The 24,285-nt window shown below is 75.0% G+C and carries 17 protein-coding genes and 1 tRNA gene; 5 read left to right on the plus strand and 13 right to left on the minus strand.

The window, feature by feature from the left end; genetic code table 11:
- Positions 1-21: 21 nt before the first annotated feature.
- The 11 genes from mfd to BJ989_RS15925 form a co-directional block, all read right to left on the minus strand.
- Positions 22-3,594: a transcription-repair coupling factor gene (gene mfd / locus BJ989_RS15875; RefSeq protein ID WP_179519702.1), complete on the minus strand. Its 3,573-nt coding sequence runs from the start codon at positions 3,592-3,594 to the stop codon at positions 22-24.
- Between the two features lie 197 nt (positions 3,595-3,791).
- On the minus strand, positions 3,792-5,000 hold the full coding sequence (locus tag BJ989_RS15880; RefSeq protein WP_179519035.1) for an ABC transporter permease: 1,209 nt from the start codon (positions 4,998-5,000) through the stop codon (positions 3,792-3,794).
- Complete coding sequence (locus BJ989_RS15885) at positions 4,997-5,911, minus strand: ABC transporter ATP-binding protein (RefSeq protein WP_179519036.1); 915 nt, start codon at positions 5,909-5,911, stop codon at positions 4,997-4,999. The genes BJ989_RS15880 and BJ989_RS15885 overlap by 4 nt, the downstream gene beginning before the upstream one ends.
- 21 nt (positions 5,912-5,932) lie before the next feature.
- Positions 5,933-6,745: an inositol monophosphatase family protein gene (locus BJ989_RS15890; RefSeq protein ID WP_343049435.1), complete on the minus strand. Its 813-nt coding sequence runs from the start codon at positions 6,743-6,745 to the stop codon at positions 5,933-5,935.
- A 27-nt stretch (positions 6,746-6,772) separates the two neighbouring features.
- Positions 6,773-7,405: an HAD family hydrolase gene (locus BJ989_RS15895; RefSeq protein ID WP_179519037.1), complete on the minus strand. Its 633-nt coding sequence runs from the start codon at positions 7,403-7,405 to the stop codon at positions 6,773-6,775.
- Positions 7,402-8,010 (minus strand): aminoacyl-tRNA hydrolase, encoded by a 609-nt coding sequence (pth, locus tag BJ989_RS15900; RefSeq protein ID WP_179519038.1) that lies wholly within the window; start codon positions 8,008-8,010, stop codon positions 7,402-7,404. The genes BJ989_RS15895 and pth overlap by 4 nt, the downstream gene beginning before the upstream one ends.
- A gap of 103 nt (positions 8,011-8,113) precedes the next feature.
- Positions 8,114-8,794 (minus strand): 50S ribosomal protein L25/general stress protein Ctc, encoded by a 681-nt coding sequence (locus BJ989_RS15905; protein ID WP_179519039.1) that lies wholly within the window; start codon positions 8,792-8,794, stop codon positions 8,114-8,116.
- Between the two features lie 209 nt (positions 8,795-9,003).
- Positions 9,004-9,984, minus strand: a complete 981-nt coding sequence (locus tag BJ989_RS15910; protein ID WP_425490008.1) for a ribose-phosphate diphosphokinase — start codon at positions 9,982-9,984, stop codon at positions 9,004-9,006.
- A gap of 41 nt (positions 9,985-10,025) precedes the next feature.
- Complete coding sequence (glmU, locus tag BJ989_RS15915) at positions 10,026-11,531, minus strand: bifunctional UDP-N-acetylglucosamine diphosphorylase/glucosamine-1-phosphate N-acetyltransferase GlmU (RefSeq protein ID WP_179519041.1); 1,506 nt, start codon at positions 11,529-11,531, stop codon at positions 10,026-10,028.
- A gap of 52 nt (positions 11,532-11,583) precedes the next feature.
- Entirely contained in the window at positions 11,584-14,019 is a 2,436-nt protein-coding gene (locus tag BJ989_RS15920; RefSeq protein ID WP_179519042.1) for a zinc metalloprotease, read from the minus strand.
- A 52-nt stretch (positions 14,020-14,071) separates the two neighbouring features.
- Positions 14,072-14,150, minus strand: a tRNA-Gln gene (locus tag BJ989_RS15925).
- An 82-nt stretch (positions 14,151-14,232) separates the two neighbouring features.
- Here BJ989_RS15925 and BJ989_RS15930 point away from each other — a divergent pair.
- The 5 genes from BJ989_RS15930 to BJ989_RS15950 are packed head-to-tail and all read left to right on the plus strand — an operon-like array spanning position 14,233 to position 22,098.
- The gene (locus tag BJ989_RS15930; RefSeq protein ID WP_179519043.1) at positions 14,233-15,378 is read left to right on the plus strand and encodes an ATP-dependent DNA ligase; all 1,146 of its coding nucleotides are present in this window, start codon (positions 14,233-14,235) and stop codon (positions 15,376-15,378) included.
- Positions 15,375-15,923, plus strand: coding sequence for a hypothetical protein (locus tag BJ989_RS15935; protein ID WP_179519044.1), 549 nt, complete (start codon positions 15,375-15,377; stop codon positions 15,921-15,923). Before BJ989_RS15930 ends, BJ989_RS15935 begins: the two co-directional genes overlap by 4 nt.
- Positions 15,924-15,950: 27 nt before the next feature.
- The gene (locus BJ989_RS15940) at positions 15,951-18,548 is read left to right on the plus strand and encodes an FkbM family methyltransferase (protein WP_179519045.1); all 2,598 of its coding nucleotides are present in this window, start codon (positions 15,951-15,953) and stop codon (positions 18,546-18,548) included.
- Positions 18,545-19,381, plus strand: a complete 837-nt coding sequence (locus BJ989_RS15945; RefSeq protein ID WP_179519046.1) for a hypothetical protein — start codon at positions 18,545-18,547, stop codon at positions 19,379-19,381. The genes BJ989_RS15940 and BJ989_RS15945 overlap by 4 nt, the downstream gene beginning before the upstream one ends.
- The gene (locus tag BJ989_RS15950) at positions 19,378-22,098 is read left to right on the plus strand and encodes a stealth conserved region 3 domain-containing protein (RefSeq protein ID WP_179519047.1); all 2,721 of its coding nucleotides are present in this window, start codon (positions 19,378-19,380) and stop codon (positions 22,096-22,098) included. The genes BJ989_RS15945 and BJ989_RS15950 overlap by 4 nt, the downstream gene beginning before the upstream one ends.
- On the opposite strand, the gene BJ989_RS15955 is transcribed toward BJ989_RS15950, so the two are convergent.
- Positions 22,095-23,186 (minus strand): sulfotransferase, encoded by a 1,092-nt coding sequence (locus tag BJ989_RS15955; protein WP_179519048.1) that lies wholly within the window; start codon positions 23,184-23,186, stop codon positions 22,095-22,097. The two genes, BJ989_RS15950 and BJ989_RS15955, sit on opposite strands and share 4 nt — an antisense overlap.
- Entirely contained in the window at positions 23,183-24,241 is a 1,059-nt protein-coding gene (locus tag BJ989_RS15960; protein WP_179519049.1) for a glycosyltransferase 61 family protein, read from the minus strand. The genes BJ989_RS15955 and BJ989_RS15960 overlap by 4 nt, the downstream gene beginning before the upstream one ends.
- Positions 24,242-24,285: the final 44 nt, after the last annotated feature.

Genomic DNA, 24,285 nt, shown 5'->3' on the forward strand with positions numbered 1-24,285 from the left:
GGCCCACGTCGGACCGCAGGCTCACGAGGCGGGGTCGAGCACCCCCTCGACGACCTGCCGGGCCCACTCGAGCAGCGCGATGCCGTAGATCGGCTTGCCGCCGATCACGGCCGTCTGCGGGCGCGGCACCAGCACCGTGGAGGTGGCGGGCTTGACCAAGGCGCCCTTGTGCAGCCGCTGCAGGCGCACCTGGCGCGACTCCGGCAGGTCGACGGGCGCGAAGCGCACGTGCTTGCCCGCGATCGTGACCTCCGTGATGCCCGCCTGGCGCACCCGCGCACGGAACCGCGCGACGAGCAGCAGCGAGGCCACGGCCTCGGGCGGCTCGCCGTAGCGGTCGAGCAGCTCCTCGGCGACGGCGTCGACGTCGGCGTCGGTGCGCACCTCCGCGAGCCGCTTGTAGACCTCGAGCCGCAGCCGCTCGGAGGGGATGTAGTCGTGGGGCAGGTGGGCGTCGACGGGCAGCTCGATCCGCACCTCACCGAGCTCCTCGCCGCCGTCGCCCTTGAAGTCCTGCACCGCCTCGCCGACGAGGCGGACGTAGAGGTCGAAGCCGACGTCCGCGATGTGGCCCGACTGCTCGCCGCCGAGCAGGTTGCCCGCGCCGCGGATCTCGAGGTCCTTCATCGCGATCGCCATGCCGCCGCCGAGGTCGGAGTGCTGGGCGAGGGTCGCGAGGCGCTCGTGGGCGGTCTCGGTCAGCGGCTTCTCGGCCGGGTAGAGGAAGTACGCGTACGCCCGCTCGCGCGAGCGCCCCACACGGCCGCGCAGCTGGTGCAGCTGGGAGAGGCCGAGGGTGTCGGCGCGCTCGATGATCATGGTGTTGGCGTTGGAGACGTCGAGGCCCGACTCGACCAGCGTCGTGCAGACGAGCACGTCGAAGCGCTTCTCCCAGAAGTCGACCATCACCTGCTCGAGCTGCCGCTCCCCCATCTGGCCGTGGGCGGTGGCCACCCGCGCCTCGGGCACCAGCTCCTTCAGCCGCGCCGCCGCCTTCTCGATCGACTGCACCCGGTTGTGGATGTAGAAGACCTGGCCGTCGCGCAGCAGCTCGCGGCGGATCGCGGCCGTGACCTGGCGGTCCTCGTAGGCCCCGACGTAGGTGAGCACCGGGTGGCGCTCCTCGGGCGGCGTCGCGATCGTCGACATCTCGCGGATGCCGGTCACCGCCATCTCGAGCGTGCGCGGGATCGGCGTCGCGCTCATGGAGAGCACGTCGACCGACGTGCGCATCCGCTTCATCTGCTCCTTGTGCTCGACGCCGAAGCGCTGCTCCTCGTCGACGATGATCAGCCCGAGGTCCTTGAAGCGGATGTCGGGGTTGAGCAGCCGGTGGGTGCCGATCACCACGTCGACGGTGCCGTCGGCGAGGCCGGCCAGCACCTCGGTCGCCTCCTTGTCGCTCTGGAAGCGGCTGAGGGCCTTCATCGTCACCGGGAAGCCGGTCATGCGCTCGGCGAAGGTCGAGAAGTGCTGGTTGACCAGCAGCGTGGTCGGCACGAGCACCGCGACCTGCTTGCCGTCCTGCACCGCCTTGAAGGCCGCGCGCACCGCGATCTCGGTCTTGCCGTAGCCCACGTCGCCGCAGACCAGCCGGTCCATCGGCACCGTGCGCATCATGTCGGCCTTCACCTCGTCGACCGTGCTGAGCTGGTCGGCGGTCTCGGTGAAGGGGAAGGCGTCCTCCATCTCGCGCTGCCACGGGGTGTCGGGGCCGAAGGCGTGGCCCTGGGTCGCCTGCCGCGCGGCGTACAGCTTGATGAGCTCGGCGGCGATCTCGCGCACGGCCTTGCGGGCCTTGTTCTTGCGCTTGGTCCAGTCGCCGCCGCCCAGGCGGTCGAGCGAGGGCTGCTCGCCACCGACGTAGCGGGTGACCTGGTCGAGCGCGTCTGCCGGCACGTAGAGGCGGTCGGGCGGGCCGCCGCGCTTGGACGCGCCGTACTCGAGCACGAGGTACTCGCGGACCGCGCCCCCGACCTCGCGCTGCTTCATCTCCACGAAGCGGCCGACGCCGTGCTGCTCGTGCACGACGAAGTCCCCCGCCTTGAGCTCCAGCGGGTCGATCTGGCGCTTGCGGCGCGCGGGCATCTTGCGCATGTCGCGCGTCGAGGCGCGCTGGCCGGAGATGTCCTCGCCGGTGAGCAGCGCGACCCGGTTGACCGGGTCGACGAAGCCCTGCGCGAGCGAGCCGCAGCTGACCGTGACCAGGTCGCGGGGCGGGGCGTCGTCGAGGTCGTCCACCAGGCGCGCGGCGACGTCGTGCTCGCCGAGCGCCTCGACGGTGCGCTGCGCCGGGCCGTGGCCGGGGTGCAGGACGACCACGCGGAAGCCGTCGGCCACCCAGCCCGCCAGGTCGCGGATGGCGCGCTCGACGTCGCCGCGGTAGGCCTCGGCGGGCTGCATCGGCAGCGCGCGGCTCTCGACCGCCCCGATGCGGACGTCGAGGTCGACCTCGGGGCCACGGGTGCGGGCGGCCTCGTCGGCCGGCAGGTCGTCGGTGGCGATGCCGAAGGGGCTGACGGTCCACCACGTGTGCCCCGCGGCGAGCGCGACCTCGCGGACGTCGGCGAGCGTGCGGTAGGACGCCGCGCCGAGGTCGATCGGCGCGGTGCCACCGCCGGCGGCCGCGGCCCACGAGGCACCGAGGAACTCCTCGCTCGTCGCCACCAGGTCGTGGGCGCGGCTGCGCGCACGCTCGGGGTCCATCAGCAGCACGGCCGTGCCGGCCGGCACCAGCTCGACGAGCAGCTCCATCTCGTCGACGAGCGCGGGCGCGAGCGACTCCATGCCCTCCACGGCGATGCCCGCGGCGACCTTGTCGGTGAGCTCGAGCAGCTGCGGGTGGGCCTCGCCGAGGGCCTTCGCCCGCGCCCGGACCTCCTCGGTCAGCAGCAGCTCGCGGCACGGCGGCGCCCAGAGCCGCTCGACCGTGTCGAGGGTGCGCTGGTCGGCGACCGCGAAGGCGCGGACCTCCTCGACCTCGTCACCCCAGAACTCCACGCGCAGCGGGTGCTCCTCGGTGGGCGGGAAGACGTCGACGATGCCGCCGCGCACGGCGAACTCGCCACGCTTCTCCACCAGGTCCACCCGCGTGTACGCCGCGTCCGCCAGGGCGCGCACGGTGTCGTCGAGCGACGCGGTCTGGCCGGGCACCAGCTCGACGGGCACGAGGTCGGCCAGGCCCTGCACCTGGGGCTGCAGCAGGGAGCGGACCGGCGCGACCACGACGTCGAGGGGGCCGTTGGAGGCGTCGGTGCCGGGGTGCTTCAGCCGGCGCAGCACCGCCAGGCGCCGACCGACGGTGTCGCTGCGCGGGCTGAGGCGCTCGTGGGGCAGCGTCTCCCAGCTCGGGTAGAGCGCCACCCGCTCCGCCGGCAGCAGGTCGCCGAGCCACTCCACCAGGTCCTCGGCCTCGCGGGCCGTGGCGGTGACGGCCAGCACCGTGCGACCCGCGTCCACCAGCCCCTTGACCACGAACGGGCGGGCCGCGGCCGGACCCGTGAGGTCGAGGGTCGGCAGCGTGCCGTCGCGCAGCTCCTCGAGCGCGGTGGCGAGCACCGGGTCGGCGAGGACGGCGTCGGCCAGGCCGCCCAGGTGGCCGGAGGCGGTCGCGGGGGCGGTCGACGAGGCGGTGGCGGTCGCGGGCGTGGTGGCGGTGGGCACCGGGGCTCCCGAGTGGTGGTGGGGCGGGTCGGACAGCACGGCGACCCCCGGTCCGGCGAGCGGCGGGGGTGCGCAGTCGATCGTACGCCGCGCCCCACCGCACCCCCGGCCCGAGCCGGGCGCGGGGCTCACACCTCGACGCGCCAGGCCTCGCGCACGCTGAGCCGGCCCTGGGTCTGCAGCAGCGCCCGGCGGTAGAGCCGCTCGGCGACGACCACGAGCTCGGCACCCAGGGCGAGCAGTCCGGCCAGCGCGAGCAGCGCCTGCCACCAGGCGACGTCGCCCTCGAGCAGCCGCAGCGGCATGAGGACGGCCGAGAAGGGCGGGAGGTAGGAGGCGACGGTGCGCGCGGTGCCCTCGAGCAGCACCGCCCCGAAGAAGACCGCGAGGACGAGCATCGTCACCGGCGTCGCGGTCGACTGCAGGTCCTCGCTGCGGCTGGCGAGCGCGCCCGCGACGGCCCACAGGCACGACAGCACGGTGAAGCCGGCGAGGAAGAAGACGAGGAACCACCCGACGGCCCCGGTCACCCCGCCCAGAGCGTCGCCGTAGTCGGTGGCGCGCAGCCCCACGAGCCCGACGGCGACGTAGAGGACGACCTGGGTGAGCGCCAGCACGGTGTTGCCCACGACCTTGCCGGCCAGCAGCTGGCGCAGCGGCACCGCGACGGCGATCATCTCGGCCAGCCGCGACTGCTTCTCCTCCAGCACCGAGTTGGCCAGGGTGAAGCCGAAGAGCAGCGAGGCGACGTAGAAGAGCATCGAGAAGGCGTAGCCCAGCAGGTCGCGCAGCTCGCTGGTCGTGCTGTCCCCGGTGAGCTGCTCGACCGCCAGCGCACTGCCGCGGGTCAGCTCCTCGACGGTGGTGCCGGCGGCGGCGGCGTTGGCGGTCAGGGCCTGCTCGCGCACGACCGTCTCGACGACGGCGCGCAGGCCGGCGTCGGCGCCGTCGCGGGTGGTGAGCACCCACCCGGCGCCCGCCCCGTCGCCTCGTGCGGCGCTCGCGGGCGCCAGCACCGCGTCGACCTCCTCGGCCTCGAGGGCCCGCAGCGCGGCGGCGTCGTCGTCGAGCTCGCGCACCCGCACCTCGACGTCACCGTCGACCTGCGGTGCCCGGGCGGCGCTCGCCGCCGCGACCTGCTCGGCCTGCGGCGTGGTGACGGCGACGTCGTAGGTGGTCGCGCGACCGCCGAGCCACCCCTGCAGGACGATCACCCCCACCAGGACCGCCAGGGTGGCGAGCGTGCCGAGCACGAAGGTGCGGTCGGTCAGCTTCACCACGACCTCGCGCCGGGCCACCAGCGCCCAGGCGTGGCGGGGAGTCGCGCCGGCGCTCACGCGGTCACCTCGCGGTAGACCTCGGAGAGCTGCGGCACGACGCGGCCGAAGTGCCGCACCGGCCCGCGGGCGACGGCGTCGACCAGCAGCCGCTGCTCCGCTCCGGGCTCCAGCACCTCGACGACCGCGTCCGGGCCGGCGAGGTCGACGACGCGCACGCCGGCGGCCTCGCGCACCCAGCCGGCGTCGTCGCACAGCGTCAGCCGGTAGCGCAGCGCGCCGCTCTCGCGGAGCTCGGTGGTCGTGCCCCGGGCCGCGACGCGGCCCCGCGCCATCACCACGAGGCGGTCGCAGAGCCGGTCGACGAGGTCGAGCTGGTGGGAGGAGAAGAGCACCGGCACCCCGTCGCGGGCGTGCTCGCGGAGCACGTCGGCCATCGCGTCGACGGCCGCCGGGTCGAGGCCGGAGAACGGCTCGTCGAGCACGAGCACCGCCGGGCGGGGCACGAGCGCCGCGACCACCTGCACGCGCTGCTGGTTGCCCAGGGAGAGCTTCTGCACCTGCTCGCGCGCCCGGTCGGCCAGACCGAAGCGCTCCAGCAGCGCCAGCACCTCCTGCCGGGCCCGGCCCGCGTCGTCGCCGCGCAACCGCGCGAGGTGCACGAGCTGGTCGAGCACCGGCTGCTTGGGGTAGAGCCCCCGCTCCTCGGGCATGTAGCCGAAGCGTCGGCGGTCGGCCGCGGTGGCCGGCCGGTCACCCCAGCGCACCTCCCCCGCGTGGACGGCGAGCACCCCCGTCAGCATCCGCATCGTCGTGGTCTTGCCGGCCCCGTTGCCGCCGACGAACCCGGTCACCGCGCCCGCCGGCACCTCGAAGGACACGTCGTCGACGGCGACGACCTCCCCGAAGCGACGCGTCAGCCCCCTGGCCTCCAGCACGTGGTCTCCCCTCCCTGTGCCTGCACCTGTCATCCGCCCCCGCAGGGGCCGCGCTCAGTCCGTGCCGTGCCGCGCCACGAATGCGAGGATCGCCTCGCTGAGCTCGGGGCGGCAGACCACCAGGTCGGGCAGCGAGACGTCGTCGGCGTTGTAGACGAGCGGCCCGCCGTCGACGCGCGAGCAGAAGAGCCCGGCCGCGCGGGCCACCGCCACGGGCGCGGCGTTGTCCCAGGCGTACTGGCCACCGGCGTGGACGTAGGCGTCGGCCACGTCGCGGACGACCGAGACCACCTTCACGCCCGCGGAGCCCATCGGCACCAGCTCGGCGTCGAGCTCGGTGGCGAGCGCCTGCACGAAGGCCGGCGGGCGCGAGCGCGACACCGCGATGCGGGGGCGCTCGGAGGTGCGCGGCGGCACGACGGCCGGCGCGCCGGTGGTGAAGGTCTCGCCCAGGGCCGGCTGCGCGACCGCACCGGCGGTCAGGTCGCCGGGCCCGGTCGTGCCGTCGCCGGCACCGCGCGTCCACAGCGCGACGTGCACGGCCCAGTCGTCGCGCGGCGGCTCGGAGAACTCCCGGGTGCCGTCGAGCGGGTCGACGATCCACACCCGGTCGGCCTCGAGGCGGGCCTTGTCGTCGGCGGCCTCCTCCGACAGCACCGCGTCGTCGGGTCGGTGCGCGGCCAGCAGCGCCACCAGCAGCTCGTGGGCGGCGCGGTCGCCCGCGTCCTTCAGCTCGCGGCCCTCCAGCCCCTGCTCGCGCACCTGCAGCAGGCGGTCGCCGGCCGCGGCGGCCAGCCAGCCGGCCAGGGCGTGGTCGTCGCCGAGCACGTCGGCGGGCGGGACGGGGAGGGCGTCGGGGCTCGTCACGGCGCCCACCTTCTCACGCAGCCGTCCTCACCCCTGCGGGGGCAGCAGGCCGTGGTGCGCCAGCAGCCGGCGCAGCGCGTCGGTGCCGTCCTCGGCGCACCAGACCTCGCCGCGCAGGCCCGCGGACCGCGCGGACGCGACGTACTGCTCGCTGTCGTCGACGAGCAGCAGCGTGCCCGGGTCGGCGCCGAGCCGTCGGGCCACCTCGGCGAAGAACCCGGGGTCGGACTTGGTCAGCCCGAGCTCGCAGGAGACGAAGAGCTGCTCGAACAGCTCGGCGTAGCCGAGCCCGTCGCGCATGTACGCCGCGCGGTGGTCGTTCTGGTTCGTCACCAGGTGGCGCGGCACCCCGGCCTCGCGCAGCTCGCGCACGACCGCGACCGTGCCGGCCTGCGCCTCGACGCGGTGCCAGTGCGGCAGCAGCTCGTCGACGCGGTCGCCGATGCCCCACCGCTCCGTGACCTCGCGCAGGACGTCGACGAAGCGTCGACGCCCGCGCATCGCGTCGTGCTCGGCGGCCCAGAGCTCGTCGACGAACTCCTGGCCGCGCGCCTGCTCCACCTGCCCGCGCAGGTGGTCGACCCAGCCCGGCGGGTTGGTCTGCAGCACCCCGTCGGCGTCGAGGAGCAGCTGCTGCGCGGCCGGCGCCCCGCGGCTCACGAGTTGTGCCGTTGCTGGGTGCGCTCGAGGCCCTCGGTAAGCAGGCACTCGACGGCGTCGGCGGCGTCGCCGACCGCGAAGGGCAGCTCCCTGCGCTCGGTCGAGGACCAGTTCGAGAGCACGAAGTCGGAGACCTCCTGGCGGCCCGGGGGCCGGCCGATGCCGGCGCGCACGCGGTGGAAGTCGCCGGTGCCCAGCGAGGAGCGCATCGAGCGCAGGCCGTTGTGGCCGTTGTCGCCGCCGCCGAGCTTCACTCGCAGCGTCGCGAACGGCAGGTCGAGCTCGTCGTGCACCGCGACCACGCGGGCGGGCGGCACCTTGTAGAAGGTCGCGAGCGCCTTGACCGGGCCGCCCACCTCGTTCATGAAGGAGCGCGGCTTGGCCAGCACCAGGCGCGGCCCCGGGCTGCCGGGGACACCCAGGCGGCCCTCGACGACCTCGGCGCGCCCCGTCCCGTGCTTGCGGAACCTCTCCCGCAGCCGGTCGGCGAGCTCCTCGACGACGAGGTAGCCGACGTTGTGCCGGTGGCCGGCGTACTCCGGGCCGGGGTTGCCGAGGCCGACCACCAGCCAGGCCCCGGTCGCCTCGTCGCTCGCTGCGCTCATGGTGCAGCAGTATCCCGGCAGCCGCACCGACGACGACGCCCCGGGTCGGACCGGGTGGTCCGAGCCGGGGCGTCGGGTGCTGCTGGGTGCTGCGGGGTGCGGGTCAGTCCTGCTCGGGGACGACGTCGCCCTCGCCGGACTCGGTGCCCTCGCCCTCGGCGGCGGCGTCGGACGCCTCGTCCTTCTCGATGCCGGCGTCGGCCTCGGCCTCGGCGAGCTCGGCCTCGAGCTGCTCCTCGGTCTGCGCCTGCGACACGTTGACGACCAGCGTCTCGGCGTCGGTCAGGAGGGTGGTGCCCGAGGGGAGGGTGAGGTCGGAGGCGAGCACCTGGGTGCCGGCCTCGGCACCCTCGACGGAGACCTCGATCGACTCGGGGATGTGGGTGGCCTCGGCCTCGACGGAGACCACGGCGCTCTCGACGGTCACCAGCGTCTCGGCGGCGGCGTCGCCGGTGGTCACGACGGGCACGTCGACGGTGACCTTCTCGCCCTTCCTCACCGCGACGAAGTCGACGTGCTCGAGGGTGCGGCGGATCGGGTCGACCTGCACCTGCTTGGTGAGCGCCAGCTGCTCGGAGCCGTCGACGACCAGCGTCAGCAGGGCGTTGGCGCCGCCGTGCTTGAGCGCCAGCCAGGTCTCGTGGCCCGGGAGCGTGAGGTGCTGGGGCTCGGCGCCGTGGCCGTAGACGACCGCGGGCACCTTGTCGGCGCGACGGATGCGGCGGGCCGCGCCCTTGCCGAACTCGGTGCGGGTCTCGGCCTGGATAGTGGACTCGTCGCTCATCGGTCTCTCCTCGTGGTGCTCGTGCGTGTGCGTGCGTCGTGCAGGTCGGGGTGTGCGGGGCGGGGCCGGACAGACGAAGCGCCACGCGTCCGTGAGGACAGCGCGGCGCGGGCCGGCCCTGTCGATCACGGAGCCGGTCGTCGACCGCTCCCTCGCCGAGGCAACCGCGGCAGTCTAGCCGCGGCGGCGGGGGGAGGCGAAATCGCTGGTCAGGCGTGCCCGTCGAACATCGAGGTCACGGAGCCGTCCTCGAAGACCTCGCGGATGGCGCGGGCGACCAGCGGTGCGATCGAGAGGACCGTGAGCTTGTCGAAGACGCGGTCCTCGGGGATCGGCAGCGTGTTGGTCACGATGACCTCCATCGCCGGGCTGTTCTTGAGCCGGTCGACGGCCGGGTCGGACAGGATCGGGTGGGTCGCGGCGATGACGACGCCCGCGGCGCCGTCGGCCATCAATGCCTCGGCCGCCTTCACGATCGTGCCGCCCGTGTCGATCATGTCGTCGGTGAGCACGCAGACCTTGCCCGCGACCTCGCCGACGACGCGGTTGGCGACCGTCTCGTTGGGCCGGTCGGTGCGCCGGGTCTTGTGGATGAACGCCAGCGGGACGCCACCGAGCTTGGCCGACCACCGCTCGGCCACCTTGATGCGCCCGGCGTCGGGCGAGACCACCGCGAGCTCCTCGTGGCCGTACTTCGCCTTGACGTAGTCGGTGAGGATCGGCAGCGCCATCAGGTGGTCGACGGGGCCGTCGAAGTAGCCCTGGATCTGGTCGGCGTGCAGGTCGACGGAGATCAGCCGGTCGGCGCCGGCGGTCTTGAACAGGTCGGCCATGAGCCGCGCCGAGATCGGCTCGCGGCCGCGGTGCTTCTTGTCCTGGCGGGCGTAGCCGTAGAACGGCATGACCACGGTGATGCGCTTGGCCGAGGCGCGCTTGAGCGCGTCGACCATGATCAGGTGCTCCATGATCCACTCGTTGATCGGCGCCGTGTGGCTCTGGATCACGAAGGCGTCGCAGCCGCGCACCGACTCCTCGTAGCGCACGTAGATCTCGGAGTTGGCGAACTCGTAGGCCGACTGCGGGACCAGCTCGGTGCCGAGGAGGTCGACCACCTCGTGCGCCAGACCGGGGTGCGCCCGGCCGCTGAAGACCATGAGGTTCTTCTCGGTGGTCCGCTTCATTCCGCTCACGTGGGAGCCGCCCTTCGGTCGCGACGAGGGTTGCCTCGGCGTCAGGATTCTGGACCCTCCGCGGCGCGCGCCCCAACTCCGGGACCGCCACTGTGAGACGTCTCTCCTCCACCGGGCGGCCGCCCGCCGGCCACCTGCGCGTCACGCGCGGCGTCGGCCTGCGCCGTGCCGGCGCGCTTCTCCTGCGCCCAGCCCTCGAGGTGGCGCTGCGGCCCCGCCGAGAGCGCGAGCGCACCCGGGGGCACGTCGCGGCGCACGACCGTGCCGCCGCCGGTGCTGGCGCCGTCGCCGATGACGACCGGCGCGACGAAGGTGTTGTTGGAGCCGGTGCGGGCGTGGCGTCCGACGACGGTGCGGTGCTTGGCGACGCCGTCGTAGTTGGCGAAGATCGTGCCGGCCCCGATGTTGCTGCCCTCCCCCACCTCGGCGTCGCCGACGTAGGACAGGTGCGGCACCTTGGCACCGTCGCCCAGGCGGGCGTTCTTGGTCTCGACGAAGGCGCCCACCTTGCCCGCCCGGCCCAGCTGCGTGCCAGGGCGCAGGTAGGAGAACGGACCGACCTCGGCCTCGTCGCCGACGACCGCCTCGCGGCCGTGGGTGCGCACCACGCGGGCGCCGCGACCGACGCGGCAGTCCTCCAACGTGGTGTCGGGGCCGACGACCGCGTCCTCGGCCACCTCGGTGCGCCCGAGCAGCTGCGTGCCGGGCAGCAGGGTGACGTCCTGGCCGAGCACCACGTCGGCGTCGACCCAGGTCGTGGCGGGGTCGACCACGGTGACGCCAGCCTGCATCCAGCGGGTGAGGGTGCGCTCGTTCAGCAGCCGGCCGAGCTCGGCGAGCTGGGCGCGGTCGTTGGCGCCCTCGGTCTGCGCGACGTCGTCGACCGGCCAGGCCCCGACCGTGAGACCGGCGTCGCGCGCCAGGCCGACGACGTCGGTGAGGTAGTACTCGCCCTTGGCGTTGTCGTTGCCGATGCGGGGCAGGGCCTCGACGAGGAAGGCGGCGTCGAAGGCGAGGATGCCGGAGTTGATCTCGGCGATCTCGCGCTGCTCGGCGGTGGCGTCCTTCTCCTCCACGACCGCGACCACGTCGCCGTCGTCGCCGCGCACGACGCGGCCGTAGCCGAAGGGGTCGGGCACGACGCCCGACAGGATGCTGACCGCGCACTGCGCCGCCTCGTGCTGGGCGACGAAGGCGCGCAGGCTCTCGCCCTCCAGGAGCGGGGTGTCGCCGGTGACGACGACGACCGTGCCGTCGGTGACCCCCGCGGTGTCGACGGCGCAGCGCACGGCGTGGCCGGTGCCCTCCTGGGTCTCCTGCACGGCGAGCACCGCGGCCGGCGCCAGCTCGCGCACGTGGGCGGAGACCTGCTCGCGCTGCGTGCCCACCACGACGACCACCCGGCCGGGCTCGGTCGCGGCGACCGCGTGCAGCACGTGGCCGAGCATGCTGCGCCCGCCGATGCGGTGCAGCACTTTCATCACCTTGGACTTCATGCGGGTGCCGCCGCCGGCGGCCAGCACGATCACCGTGAGGTCCTGGGTCATGGGCTCACCCTAGGACCTCACGGCGTCGTGGAGCTCGCCGCGGCCCGCCCGCTCAGCGCAGGCGGCGGCTGACCGCGCGCAGGACGCGCGCCCCGTCGTACCAGACCACGCGCACCGTGCGGGCGCCGCGCGGTGCCCGGGCGCCGAGGCGGAAGGCGTCGGCGCGGTGGTCGGTGAGCACCGCGGCGCTCGCCACGCGACGGCCGTCGACGAGCACCACCACGCGCTCGTCGCCGCGGGCCGGGCAGCCGGTCGCCCCCGTGCCGGGCGCAGCGGGGCACCGGTCGAACCGGTCCTGGGTGAGGTCGCCGTCGCGGTCGGGGCAGCCGGCGCCCGCCGACGGGCCCCGGTCGCGGTCGCACAGGTCGACGCTGTCGGGGACCCGGTCACCGTCGCGGTCGTCGGCCCGCGTGAGGCTCGTGAGCCGCGCCGTCAGGGTGTAGTCGGCCCCGGGCGAGAGCACCTCGAGCGGGTCGACCACGACCTGCAGGTCGCGTCGCGCCCACGGCACGGTGACCGTGACGGAGCCCTCGCCCTCGCGGGTCCCCGTCTCGGAGCCGCCCTTGACCGCCAGCGCCAGCAGGGTGCCGGGGTCGTCCCAGCGCAGCGTCACCTCGACCGCAGACTGCCGGCGCACCGGCAGGTCGACGACGTGCTTCGTGCCGACCGGCACGAGCGGCAGGCCGAAGCTGCTGTCCGCCGCGGTGAAGGAGTTGCCGCCCTCGTGCTGCAGGGTCAGCCGCTGGGTGCTGCGGGTCCGCGCGATCGGCGCGTCGAGCGAGCGCGCCGGGAGCGCCGGGCCGGTCACCGCGATCGGACGGCGCGCGGGTGCGACGTCGTCGGTGGCGAGCCAGTCGTTGGTGCGGGCGTGCACGCCGGTCATGCCCTGCACGTCGTAGGGCGCGTCGATGCGCTGGTCGGCCAGGTAGGCCCGCGGGATGCGGAAGCGCACCGTGCCCGCGTCGGCGTCCCACGTCGAGGTGCCGCGGGGCATGGTCGTGCCCTGGCCGTTGTCGAGCGTGGTGGGCGTGCCGTCGGTCGTGCCGTTGGCGACGAAGGAGTCGAAGCGGCGACCGCTCACCAGCAGCGAGTACGCCGTCACCGACGCGCCGTCCGTGACCGGGTTGACCTGGCCCACGCGGAGCACCGCCTCGAGGTGGTCGCGGGTGACCCGCACGCTGACCCGCTCGATGTCGGTGATCGGGGTCAGCGCGTCGCCGCTGGCGTCGTCGGCCGCGCCGGAGCGGGCGGTGACGGGGCGACCGAGCGGCACGCGGGCGGCGGTGCCGGCGACCGCGAGCCGACCACCGCGCACGTCGACCCGCGCGGTGAGCCGGGGGCGGGTCGTGGCGACCGGCGCCGGGGTCCAGTCGGTCGCGGCGGCGCCGGGCAGCGGCGCCACGTCGGGCTGGGGGCAGTCCTGGGGGTCGCCGGTGGCGGAGGCGTAGTGGTGGTCGTCGGGGTGCTGCACGTGGAAGGAGCTGGTGCCGTCGCCCTCGACGTCGTTGGGCTCCAGCTCGTCCTTCGCGGTGACCTTCCCGTCGCCGTCGCGGTCGAGGTACTTGCTCATCTGCAGCGCGAAGCCCTCCACGTCGAGCGTCGAGACGCACTTCGCCAGGCCCGGCGGGTCGGTGGAGTAGGCCATGATGTCGTTGACCGCGGTCGGGCCCCAGGGGCCGTCGGCGCCGTCGCCCACGTGGCCGAGCGTCAGGCAGTGGCCCACCTCGTGCGAGACGAGGTCGAAGAGGCCGAAGAAGTCGGTCGTGCCGGGCACGGGGTCGACCGCGCCGTTGACGGCGAAGCAGACGTTGCCGCCCACGCCGCCGCAGTCCTCGACGTAGATGCCGCCGGCCTCGCCGTGGTGGCCGTCGTAGCCCTCCACGTCCTCCCAGGCGTCGAGGCTGAAGACCTGCGACGGCACCTCGACCTCCTGGCAGGGCACGCCCTCGCCGTCGGTGATGCCGATCTGGGAGGCGAAGTCGGAGGGGTCGATGCCGATGCCGATGCCGCCCGCGGGGTTGCTGGCGACGACGACGATCTCGGGGTCGACGAGGTTGAGCACCTCGGCCGGGCCGCCCTCGGGGTCGACGGGCACGCCGTACCCGCGGACGCGGAAGTCGGTGCCGTCGCGCAGCCACTCCATGCCCATCTGGCCGGCGAGCATGTCGAGCCCGCCCTCCCACATGTCGATGGACTGCTGCACCACCCGCAGGTCGCGCTCGGCGAACGGCGAGACCGGCACCAGCACGGCCACGTCGACCCGGGGGGTGTCGAGGGCGTTCAGGCCCACCTTCAGGTGGTAGCACTCGTTGTCCGGGTTGGCCGGGTCGAGGTCGAGGACGCAGCCGGCCGGCAGCCGCTGGTCGCCGAAGTGGGCGCGGACGTAGGAGTCGCCGGGCGCGCTCAGCGCGGGGACGCCGGCGAGCACGAGGACGGCTGCCACGAGCGCCATCGCGAGGTGGCGCCAGCGGGGGGTGCGGGGGGTCATGCCCCGCTCAACGGGCGAGCGCGCCGCAGGCTACGCGCCAGTAGCCGTGGAGCTCCCCGGGTAGGAGTCGAACCTACGTCGCTAGTCCTGATTCAAAGTCAGGCGGGCCCTGCCGGCAGACCAACCGGGGAACGCGCTCCCGTGGGGGCGCCGGCCCAGCCTAAGGCGCGCGGAGGGGTGACCGGTGCCCGCGTCGGGCCCTAGCCTCGAGGCGTGGACCTCCCCGTGCAGCCGCCCGTGCAGCCCATGCTCGCCACGTCGGTCGCGGGCATCCCCGACCCGCAGCGCCACAGCGTGGGCGACGTGCCGGGGCTCTCCTTCGAGCCGAAGTGGGACGGCTTCCGGTGCCTGGTCTTCAAGGACGGCGACGAGGTCGAGCTGACCAGCCGCGGCAGCAAGCCGCTGACCCGCTACTTCCCCGAGGTGGTGCAGGCGGCGCGGGCGCAGCTCCCCGAGCGCGTCGTCCTCGACGGCGAGCTCTTCTGCTCCAGCCGCGACCAGGTGCCGCCGCGCCTGGAGTTCGAGACGCTGCAGGAGCGCATCCACCCGGCCGCCTCGCGCGTGGCGATGCTCAGCGGCCTCACCCCCGCGGGCTTCGTCGCCTTCGACCTGCTCGCCCTGGGCGACACCTCCTACGTCGAGCGCCCCTTCGCCGAGCGGCGCGCCGCCCTCGAGCAGGCGCTCGCCGGGCTGCCCGGCGTGTCCGACCCCACCGAGCCCGCGACCGGCTTCCACCTCACCCGCACCACCACCGACCCGGCCGAGGCCGAGCGCTGGTTCCACCAGTTCGAGGGCGCCGGCCTCGACGGCGTGGTCGCCAAGCCGCTGGGCGCGGCGTACTCCCCCGGCAAGCGCACCATGCTGAAGATCAAGCACCGCCGCACCGCCGACGTCGTGCTCGCGGGCCTGCGCGAGCACAAGACCTCCACCCCCGAGCGCCCGCTGCTCGGCTCGCTGCTCCTCGGGCTGTACGCCGAGGGGGCGCTGCAGCACGTCGGCGTCGCGGCCAGCTTCACCGAGCAGCGGCGCGCCGCGCTGTGGCAGGAGCTGCAACCGCTGGTCTGCGGCATCGACGAGCACCCGTGGAGCGCCTGGGCGGGCGACGCGGTGGCCAACCCGGAGCGGGTGCCCGGCACCCAGTCGCGGTGGTCGGCGGGCAAGGACCTCTCCTTCACCCCGCTGCGGCCCGAGCGGGTGCTCGAGGTGGGTTACGACCACATGGAGGGCCGCCGCTTCCGCCACACCGCGCAGTTCAAGCGGTGGCGCGACGACCGCGACCCGACCTCGTGCACCTACGAGCAGCTCGAGGAGCCCGTGGGCTACGACCTCACCGACGTCCTGACCGGAGGCACCCCGTGAGCACCGCAGGCCCCGCAGGCCCCGCAGACCCTGCAGGTCCGAGCTACGACGTCGTCCTGCTCGTCGAGGAGGAGCTGAGCGAGGCCGACGCCCGCCAGGTCGTCGGTCTGCACGAGGACCTCGACGAGCCGGTGCGCTACCACGTGCTGCTGCCGGCGGAGGACGCCGCGGTGCGCGTCGAGGCGGCGATGGGCACGCTGTCGGCCGGTGAGGTCGCGGCCACGCCGGCCTTCGCGCTGGGCGAGGTCGACCTCGCCGAGGTGCGGCGCGAGGCGCTGGCGCAGGCGGAGGGCGAGCTGGCCGCCACCCTCGCGCGGCTCCACGCGCTCGGCGCCGCCGCGGTCGGGGAGGTCGTGACCGCGCAGCCGGTCGCCGCCCTGCAGGAGACCGTCGCGCGGGTCGCGGGGCGCGAGGCCGTGGTGCTGACCCGGCCGCACGTCGTGGCCGAGTTCTTCCACGTCGACTGGACCTCGCGCGCCCGGCGCCACCTCGGCGTGCCGGTGCTGCACCTGCTCGAGCACGAGGACCCGCGGAGCGCTCCCTGAGCCCCACGGCGTACTAGGGTGCGGGCCGTGACCCTGCCGACCTCTCGACGCACACGTGCCGTGATCGTGCAGTTCGAGCCTGTGCACGAGGAAGTGGCAGAGGCTCTGCGCTCCGCCTTGGAGGCGCTCGGTGTCGAGGTCACGATCTACCTCAACGAACGTGCGCTGAGCCGGGGCCCGCTCTACGGCGGGATGGTCAGCGGCGAACGGGTCCACTACCGCCAGCTCGACGACGCCGAGGGGCGAGATGCCCTGGCCCTCGAGCTCGCCGACTTCGATGTGCTGGTGCTCAACACCTTCCAGCGCAACGGGCACGCCAGCTGGGCGCGGCGTCTCGGACTCCCGACCCTGGGCTTGGTCCACAACCCGCCGCTGCTGTTGTCCCAGCAGGAGTGCGTCGACCTCGTCCGATCGGGGCAGGCGGTCCTGGCCACCCTGGCCCCGCACTGCACCGCCGCCCTCATGCTGGCCGACCACCGCCTGTTCGGTGACACCGTCACGTTGAGCCACACGATGTGGCACCTGCCGGACCCCCCGCGCAGCGCGAGCGGCAAGATCCGGATCGGGCTGCCCGGAGCGGCGACCTTCCGCAACCGTGACTTCGAGGGCGTGGTGACGGCCGCTGCAGGGCTGTCCCCCACGGAACGGGATCGGGTCGAGTTCGCTGTCCTGGGCGCCGGCCACGACCGGACCACGCTCGAGCAGATGGTCCGTGAAGCCGGTCTCGACGACACCTTCTGGTTCGCTCCCGTCGATCCGGCCACCGGTTTCGTGCAGCACGACGTGACGTTCGGGAACATGGCCGGTTCGGACTACCTCTTGCCAGCCCTGCCACCGGACCGTTCCGACTACCGCACGACCAAGATCACGAGCGCCGTGCCCGCCTCGGTCGCGTTCGCAGTACCCGCGATCCTCGACCGCTGGACAGCGGCCGTCTACGACATCCCGTGCATCGACCACCCCGTCGATCAGCTGCAGAGCGGAGTCAGCGCCGCTCTCGCGCTGGGCGAGGACTCCCGGCGCGACCTCGTCGACCAACTGCGACGACGTCGGGAGCGCGACGTGGAGGCGAACGTCGCGCAGACGCGGCGCGCGCTCGAGCGACTCGACGGCGAGCGTGGGGCACCACGAAGCGGAGCGCGCGACCGCGGAGCTGGGCGGGACACCGCCGAGAGGAACGGCTTCCTCCGCTTCGTGGCAGCCGCACTCCCGCACTCCTACGCCCAACGCTTCCAGGACCTGTGGGCACTGTGGGAGACCGGCTTCGCGCAGGAGGGGTACTTCGTCGAGTTCGGAGCTCTCAACGGGCGCGACGTGTCGAACACCTACCTCCTCGAGCAGCTCGGCTGGACAGGCGCAGTCGCCGAGCCGCACCCCGCCTTCGCCGACGCGGTCCGGCGCAACCGCTCGTGCCACGTGTCGACCAAGTGCGTCCTCGACGTGAGTGGTCGGACCGTCGAGTTCCACGCTGTCAACGGCCGGCCCGCCCTGTCGACCGCGAGCGGTTTCGGGGAGGGAGACGAGCGCGAAGCCCTCCGTGCGGACCACGTCGTGCACCACGTCGAGACCACGACGTTGGAGGACCTCCTGGTCGAGGCAGGGGCACCGCACACCATCGACTTCCTCTCCGTCGACACCGAGGGGTCCGAGGTCGCGATCCTGCGCGCCTTCGACTTCTCGGCCCGTCGCGTCGAGCGCATCTGCGTCGAGCACAACGAGCACCAGCGCGACGAGCTGCACGCCCTCCTGACCGAGCAGGGCTACCGCCGCAAGTGGCCTGACCTGAGCGGGCACGACGACTGGTACGTCCACGAGTCCGTCAGCGCCCGCCGCAGCCCTGCGGCCCAGGCTGCTCTGCTCCACCGGGTCAGGACGGTGCCCCCGGCGGTGGTCGGGTGGCACCGGCGGAGGGCCCTCGCCGAGTCGCTCGTGCCCGCGGGGACGACCGTCGCCTCCCTGCCGGGCACCGAGCCGAATCGAGGGGGTCGCGACCAGCGCCGCAGCGCCATGACGCGCACCGCGCTGACCCGCAACACCACCCGCCAGGTCGCTCGGGCCAACGGACTCGACGAGGAGGTGTACGCCCGACGGGTGCGCGCCGCCTTCCGCCGGCTGTGCCGTGCGGTCGAGCCGGAGCAGGCGGTCGAGATCGGCTCCGACGGCTTCGGGTTCGCCGCCTGGGCCAGCAGGGAGATAGCCGGGTGCCAGGCCGTCGCCTTGGACCTCGGCGTGGCCGGCCAGGCCCCTCCTGGGGTCCAGCACGTCACGGTCCACGACGCCACCTGGCGCACCACGTCGGCGTCGGCCGGGACGCTGCGCGACGTCGGCACCGTCCTGCGTGTCGATGGCGGCCACGAGGCGCTGCGGGTGCTCGACGACCTGCGCGACCTGTTGCCGTCCTGCGACGTCGTCGGCGTCGTGATCACGGCGTCGTCGGACGAGCGGCCCTCGATGGCCGGTCACGTGGCCCGTGTGCTCACCGATGCCGGGCTGCACCTGGTCCTCGCCGACATCCCCACCGGTGACAGGACGATGCAGGTCTTCGTCCACGAGCGCATCGCCGGGAGACCGGTCGTCGCCCGCAACGTCGCGAAGGCGCTCCGGCCCGCCGCCGACCCTGCATGAGGCGCCGTTCCGCCAAGTCACGGCCCGTCGCGGCGTACGCCCGGGTGCTGGACGGCGAGCACCTCTGGCTGGCGCTGGCCGGGGTCGACGCGGCTGCGGTGCCGGGGCTGCAGCTCGACGACGGCACGACCCTCGCCCTCGAGGTCGAGGTGGCCGAGCCGCTCCCCGGCGGCGGGGGGTCCTACCGCTGCCCGCTGCCCGACGCGCTGCTGCCCGCCGACGCCCGCCCGGGCGACACCGGCACCGCCGCCCTGGTGGTGACCGGCTCGAGCGGCGCCGCGCAGCCGGTCGTCGACGCCACCGCGCCCGACGAGGGCCCCACCCGCACGCCGCCCTCGCGCAGTGGGGACCGGCAGCACACCCTCGGTCGCCGCGCGGACGGCACCCTCCTGCTGACGGCCACCCGCCTCGCGCCGCGGGCCGTGGTGCTCGGCTTCGGCGGGCCGGTGCCCGACCCCGACGCGCTGGTCGTCGACGTCGCGCTGCCCCCTGGCTGCCCCCCCGTCGTCGACGCCGCACTCGACCCGCTCGACGGCGGCGAGCCGAGCCTCGCGTCGTGGGAGCCGCTCTCGTCTGCCCACGGCCGGGTGCGGGTGGGGACCGCCGCTGTCGTCCCGCCCGCGGGTGCCCGGCTGGTGCTGCGCGGCGCGCGGCCCGCGGACGGGCGGACCGGTGACGACCTGGCGGTGCACCGGGCCCGCGACGGGCTCCGCGACCCCGCGACCCTCGTCGCCCTGCCCCACCCGCTCGTCGACGACCGCGGCGCCCCCCTGCGCTGGACCTTCGGAGCCGACGGCGCCCTCGTCGTGCGCCGCGCGGAGGCGACGCCGTGAAGGTCGCCTTCCTCGTGCTCACGCTCGACGACGTGGGCGGCACCGCCCGCGCCGTGGTCAACCTCGCCAACCGGCTCGTGGCCGACCACGACGTCGAGGTGCTCAGCCTGCGCCGCCTGCACGAGCGCCCCCACGCCGCCGTCGACCCGCGCGTGCGGGTCGAGTACCTCGTCGACCTGCGCGACCCGCGGCGCCCGCGCGTCGCCGGCCACCGACGGCTCGACCCGGCCGAGGCCGCGCGTCTCGAGCAGCAGCCCTCGCGCGCCGTCCCACGACGCTGGGAGTGGCAGCTCAGCGCGCTCAGCGACCTCGCCCTCGAGACGGCGCTGCCACGCGTGCGCGCCGACGTGCTGGTCACCGTGGTGCCGGGGCTGCTCGCTCGCGCTGCCGACCTGCTGCCGTCCGACGTGGCGCTGGTGCACCAGGAGCACCGCACCTCCTTCGACCGCGCCGGCGGCAAGGAGGCGCTGCTGGCCGCCGCACCGCGGGCCGACGCAGTCACGATGCTCGGCGAGCCAGCGGTCGACTGGCTGCGCGCCGAGCTCCGCGCAGCCTGCCCCGAGACGCTCGTGGTGCCCAACCTGCTCCCGGCCGGGCACCGTCCCCGTGCCCGCCTCGACGGCGGACCCGACGGCGGGCTCGTGGTCGCGGCCGGGCGCCTCGACGCGGAGAAGCAGTTCCACCACCTGGTGCGCGCCTTCGGCCGCGTCGCCGACCGGCTGCCCGACTGGCGGGTGCGCATCCTCGGGGACGGGGCGCTGCGCGAGGAGCTGCTCGCCGTCGCGCGCAAGCTGGGCCTGCACGACCGCGTCGAGCTGCCCGGGACCACCTCCGACATGGCCTCGGAGTGGGCCCGTGCCGACGTCGCGGTCTGCTCGTCGCTGCGCGAGGGCCTGCCATTGGTCGCGCAGGAGGCGATGGCCGCCGGCGTGCCGGTGGTGGCCTACGACTGCCCGCTCGCGGTGCGCGACATCGTGCGCGACGACGTCAACGGGGTGCTGGTGCCGGCCGGGGCGGAGCCCGCGCTCGCGCGCGCCGTCCTCGACCTGGCCACCGACCCCGAGCGGCGACGCCGCCTCGGCGACGGCGCGCTGGCCACGGCCGCCGAGTACGACCCCGACGTCGTCGCGGCGACCTGGGACGACGTGCTGGGACGCGCCGTCGCACGACGCCGCGGCCGGGTCCCCCGCGGCAGCGAGGGCGAGGGGGGCCGCGGGGGCAGCCGGGCGACCCTCGTCGACCCGCCCACGCCGGCCGGTGTGACCGGACAGGAGACGACCCCCGCCGAGGCCCGCGGCGCCGTGGTCGCGGCGGTGGCGCGGATCGCCGCGGCGACGTCGTCGGACTGGTTCGTCGTGCCCGCACCCTTCCCGGCCCCGCCCCGCGTGGTCGTGCCCCACGCGCGCCGCCGCGCGTTCCTGGACGCGCTCGCCGGCGCCGACCTGCCGCCCTGGCTCTCGGCGGTCGACCCGCCCGACCACCGCTGGCTGGAGCGCCGGGGCGCCCCCGCCGAGCTGGTCGCGGCCGTGCGGCACGGCGCCACCGCCCGGCTGCTGCTCGAGCCGTGGCAGCGCCGCGCCGGTCGCCGGACCCTGCTCGCCGAGGGCACGGCGGTGCACGTCGAGTTCTGGCCCGAGGACGAGACCGGCACCTGGCACGCGCCCGTGCCCAACGGGTGGGTGACCACCGCCCGACCCGAGCACGCGACGGCCACCGTCGAGGTGGCCGGCGTCGAGGTGCCGACGCTGCCGCTGCTGCTCGGACGCACGGTGGACGACGTCGACGTCCCGGTCGACGTCGTGTTCACGTGGGTCGACGGCTCCGACCCGGCCTGGGACGAGCGCCGGCGCCGACGCCTCGCCGAGCTCGGGGAGCCACCGGGCGACCCCCGCAGCCGCGGCCGTGCGCGCTACGCCGACCGCGGCGAGCTGCGCTACGCCCTACGCAGCCTGCACCTCTTCGCCCCCTGGGTGCGGCAGGTGCACCTGGTCACCGACGGCCAGCGGCCCGACTGGCTCGCAGACCACCCCCGGGTGCGGGTCGTCGACCACCGCGAGGTGTTGCCCGCCGAGGTGCTCCCGACCTTCAACTCCCACGCGATCGAGACCGCGCTGCACCGGGTGCCGGGACTGAGCGAACACTTCTTGTACTTCAACGACGACGTGGTGCTGGGCCGACCCTTGGGGCCGTCTGCGTTCTTCGACGGCACTGGTCGCGCCGCCGTCTTCCGCGCTGCCGTGCCGGTCGGCGACGACGAGAGCGCGCCCGAGCGGCCTCACCTCGCCGCGGCACTCACCAACCGGAAACTGCTGCAGGAGGCGCTGGGCGTCACCTTGCGCGACCAGGTCGCGCACAGCCCCTACGCCCACCGTGTCTCCGTGCTGCGGGAGGTCGAGGAGCGCTTCGGCGACGCCCTGCGGCGCACGGCCGCCTCGCCGTTCCGCTCGCCGAGCGACGTGTCCCTCTTGTCGTCGCTCGCCCAGCACTACGGCCTGGCGACCGGGGCGGCCTACTGGGGCGAGCACGCCTTCCGCTACGTCGACCTCGGCAACGGCGCCGTGCGCCGCACCCTCGACGGCCTGCTGCGCACCCGCGGGCTCGACAGCGTCTGCCTGGGCGACAACGACCGCTCCGGCCTCCCGCCCGACGAAGTGGCCGCGCTGCTGGCCGACTTCCTGGAGCAGTGGGTGCCGCTGCCCGCGCCCTGGGAGCGCTAGGCGCGCTCGCGACCTGCGACCCGGCGCACGCCGCGGCGCACGCCGCGGCGCACGCGGCCCGCGGCCACCCGCCACCGCGGGCGCGCGGGACCCGTCGACGCCGCCGCCTCCTGCGCGAGCCGGCGCCGGACCTCGCGCCGGGCGCGCTGCACCGCGACGCCGGTGTGGTCGAGGGTGAGGGCCTCGGCCTCGCGGTGCATCAGCGCGTAGCGCTCCCCCACCTCTCCCAGCCGGGCGACGGCCGCCACGTCGACCGGGTCGTCGACCAGGGCGTCGGCGGCCTCCCAGGCCGCGTCGGCGACCTCGCGCACCGCCGCGCTCGTCGACACGTCGTCCCAGGACGTGCGCGACCGGTTCAGCCGCACGTCGACGAAGTCGTCGACCGGGTGGTGCTCGTCAGCCGAGGGCACCGTGACGTCGAGGCCCAGCTGGTCGACGCACCGCCCCACGGCGGACCGCCAGTCGGCGAGCAGGTCGTCGTAGCGCACGAAGGCGCGCGGGCGCCCGCGCGTGAGGCGCTCGGTGGTGACGGTGCCGTTGACCCAGGAGGCGACGTTGGCGGTCTGGCGCAGCGTGCGGAAGTCGGCGGGGCGGTCGGCGAGGTAGTGCGTGTCGCGCGAGCGCGCCACCGCTGCGGGGTGGCGCAGCATCGTGACGAAGCAGACCTCGAGCCCGGCCGCGGCGGCCGCCTCGCACCACAGCTCGGTGAACCACAGCGTGCGCGGGTCCTTGACCAGCAGGGGCGCGCCGGCGCGCCCGCTGCGGTCGGCCTGCGCCGCGTGCTCGGCGAGCCAGGCCGCGACCTGCGCCCGCACGGCGTCGCGGTCGATCGACTCGTCGACCAGGCGGGCGGCGTCGGGCCGTGCGTCGTTGGTGCGGGCAGGCACCCGCTCGAGCAGCTCCTTGTGCAGCTCAACGGCCCACAGCGGCTCGTAGAAGCCGCGCGGGTTGCTCTCGTCGGGCGGCACCTCAGGCTGCGGCACCACGAGCCCGAGGCGCTGCAGCACCCCGGCCATCGTGCTCGTGCCGCTGCGCCCCGCCCCTGCGACGAGCACGAGCCGCCGGGCCCCGGTCGGGGCCGCGCTCACGAGGGCGCCCCCACGGCCTGCTCGAGCACGCGGGCGAGCGCCTGCTCGTCGGCGTACGGGACGAACAGCGAGGTGTGGCCGCACGCCTCGTCGAGGAGGCGCTGGCTGGGCAGCGGGGAGTCGGGCGTGCGCTGGTCACCGACCTCCACGACGGTGGTGCCGGGCTCGGCGAAGACCGCGAGGTGCAGCGCGGACCCGGCCGAGCCCGCGACGACCCGAGCGCCGCGCAGCAGCGCCACCTGCTCGCGCACCGACAGCGTCTCGGGGTGCACGACGGTGAAGCCGGCCGCGCCGGCGAGCCGCTCCATCTGCTCCTCCCAGCGGGCCTCGACGCGCACCTTGAGCTCGTCGTCGGCGTTCTCGGCGTGGAAGCGCGCGCGGGAGAGGAAGACGGCGGGCTCGCCCGCCGGCTGCACCGAGGCGGCCATGCGCTGCCACAGCGTCACCGCGTCGGCGCCGACCCGCGACTTCAGCAGCACCGGGCGCGACGCAACGCGCAGGCGGTCGACCAGACGGGGCTGGGCGCGGACGATCTCGACCGGCATCCCGCCGTAGCCGGCCAGGTCGAGCAGCTCCTCCTGCCACGGCCAGAGGTCGGCCGGACGCGTGCGGTCGCCGCGGCCGGGGGCTGCGGGGGCCGGGCCGTAGCAGCTGCGGTGGGCGACGAGGCCCGCCACTGGCTCACCTCCGGTGGCCTCCGGCTCGGGCCAGAGGTTGGGCACCGTCTCGACCAGGAAGTGGCCGAAGTGGCGGGTCCAGTGGCCGGCGTAGTGCCAGGTGCCGGCGAGGCGGTCAGGACCGCCCGGGCCGTCGGGGCGCACCACGGCGGCCGGGTCAGCGGCCACCGGCGCGTGCTCGTCACCGTCCCAGTCGCGCTGCGAGAGCGGCACCAGCCGGCCCTCGGCGTCGTGGACCGCCCCGCTCATCCACCGCAGCGTCTGCCCCGCCATGCGCAGCGGCCCGCGGACGAATCGCGTGACGAGGGCGTCCTCGACGAGCAGGACGCCGGGTGGGACCGCGGGGGGCACGGCCCCCGCCCGCAGGCTGAACGGCACGGTCCGCTCCTCCCCAAGCGACGGCTGCGACGACGGCGGCCCAT

Origin of the sequence: Nocardioides perillae (assembly GCF_013409425.1) — a bacterium.
Classification (GTDB): domain Bacteria; phylum Actinomycetota; class Actinomycetes; order Propionibacteriales; family Nocardioidaceae; genus Nocardioides; species Nocardioides perillae.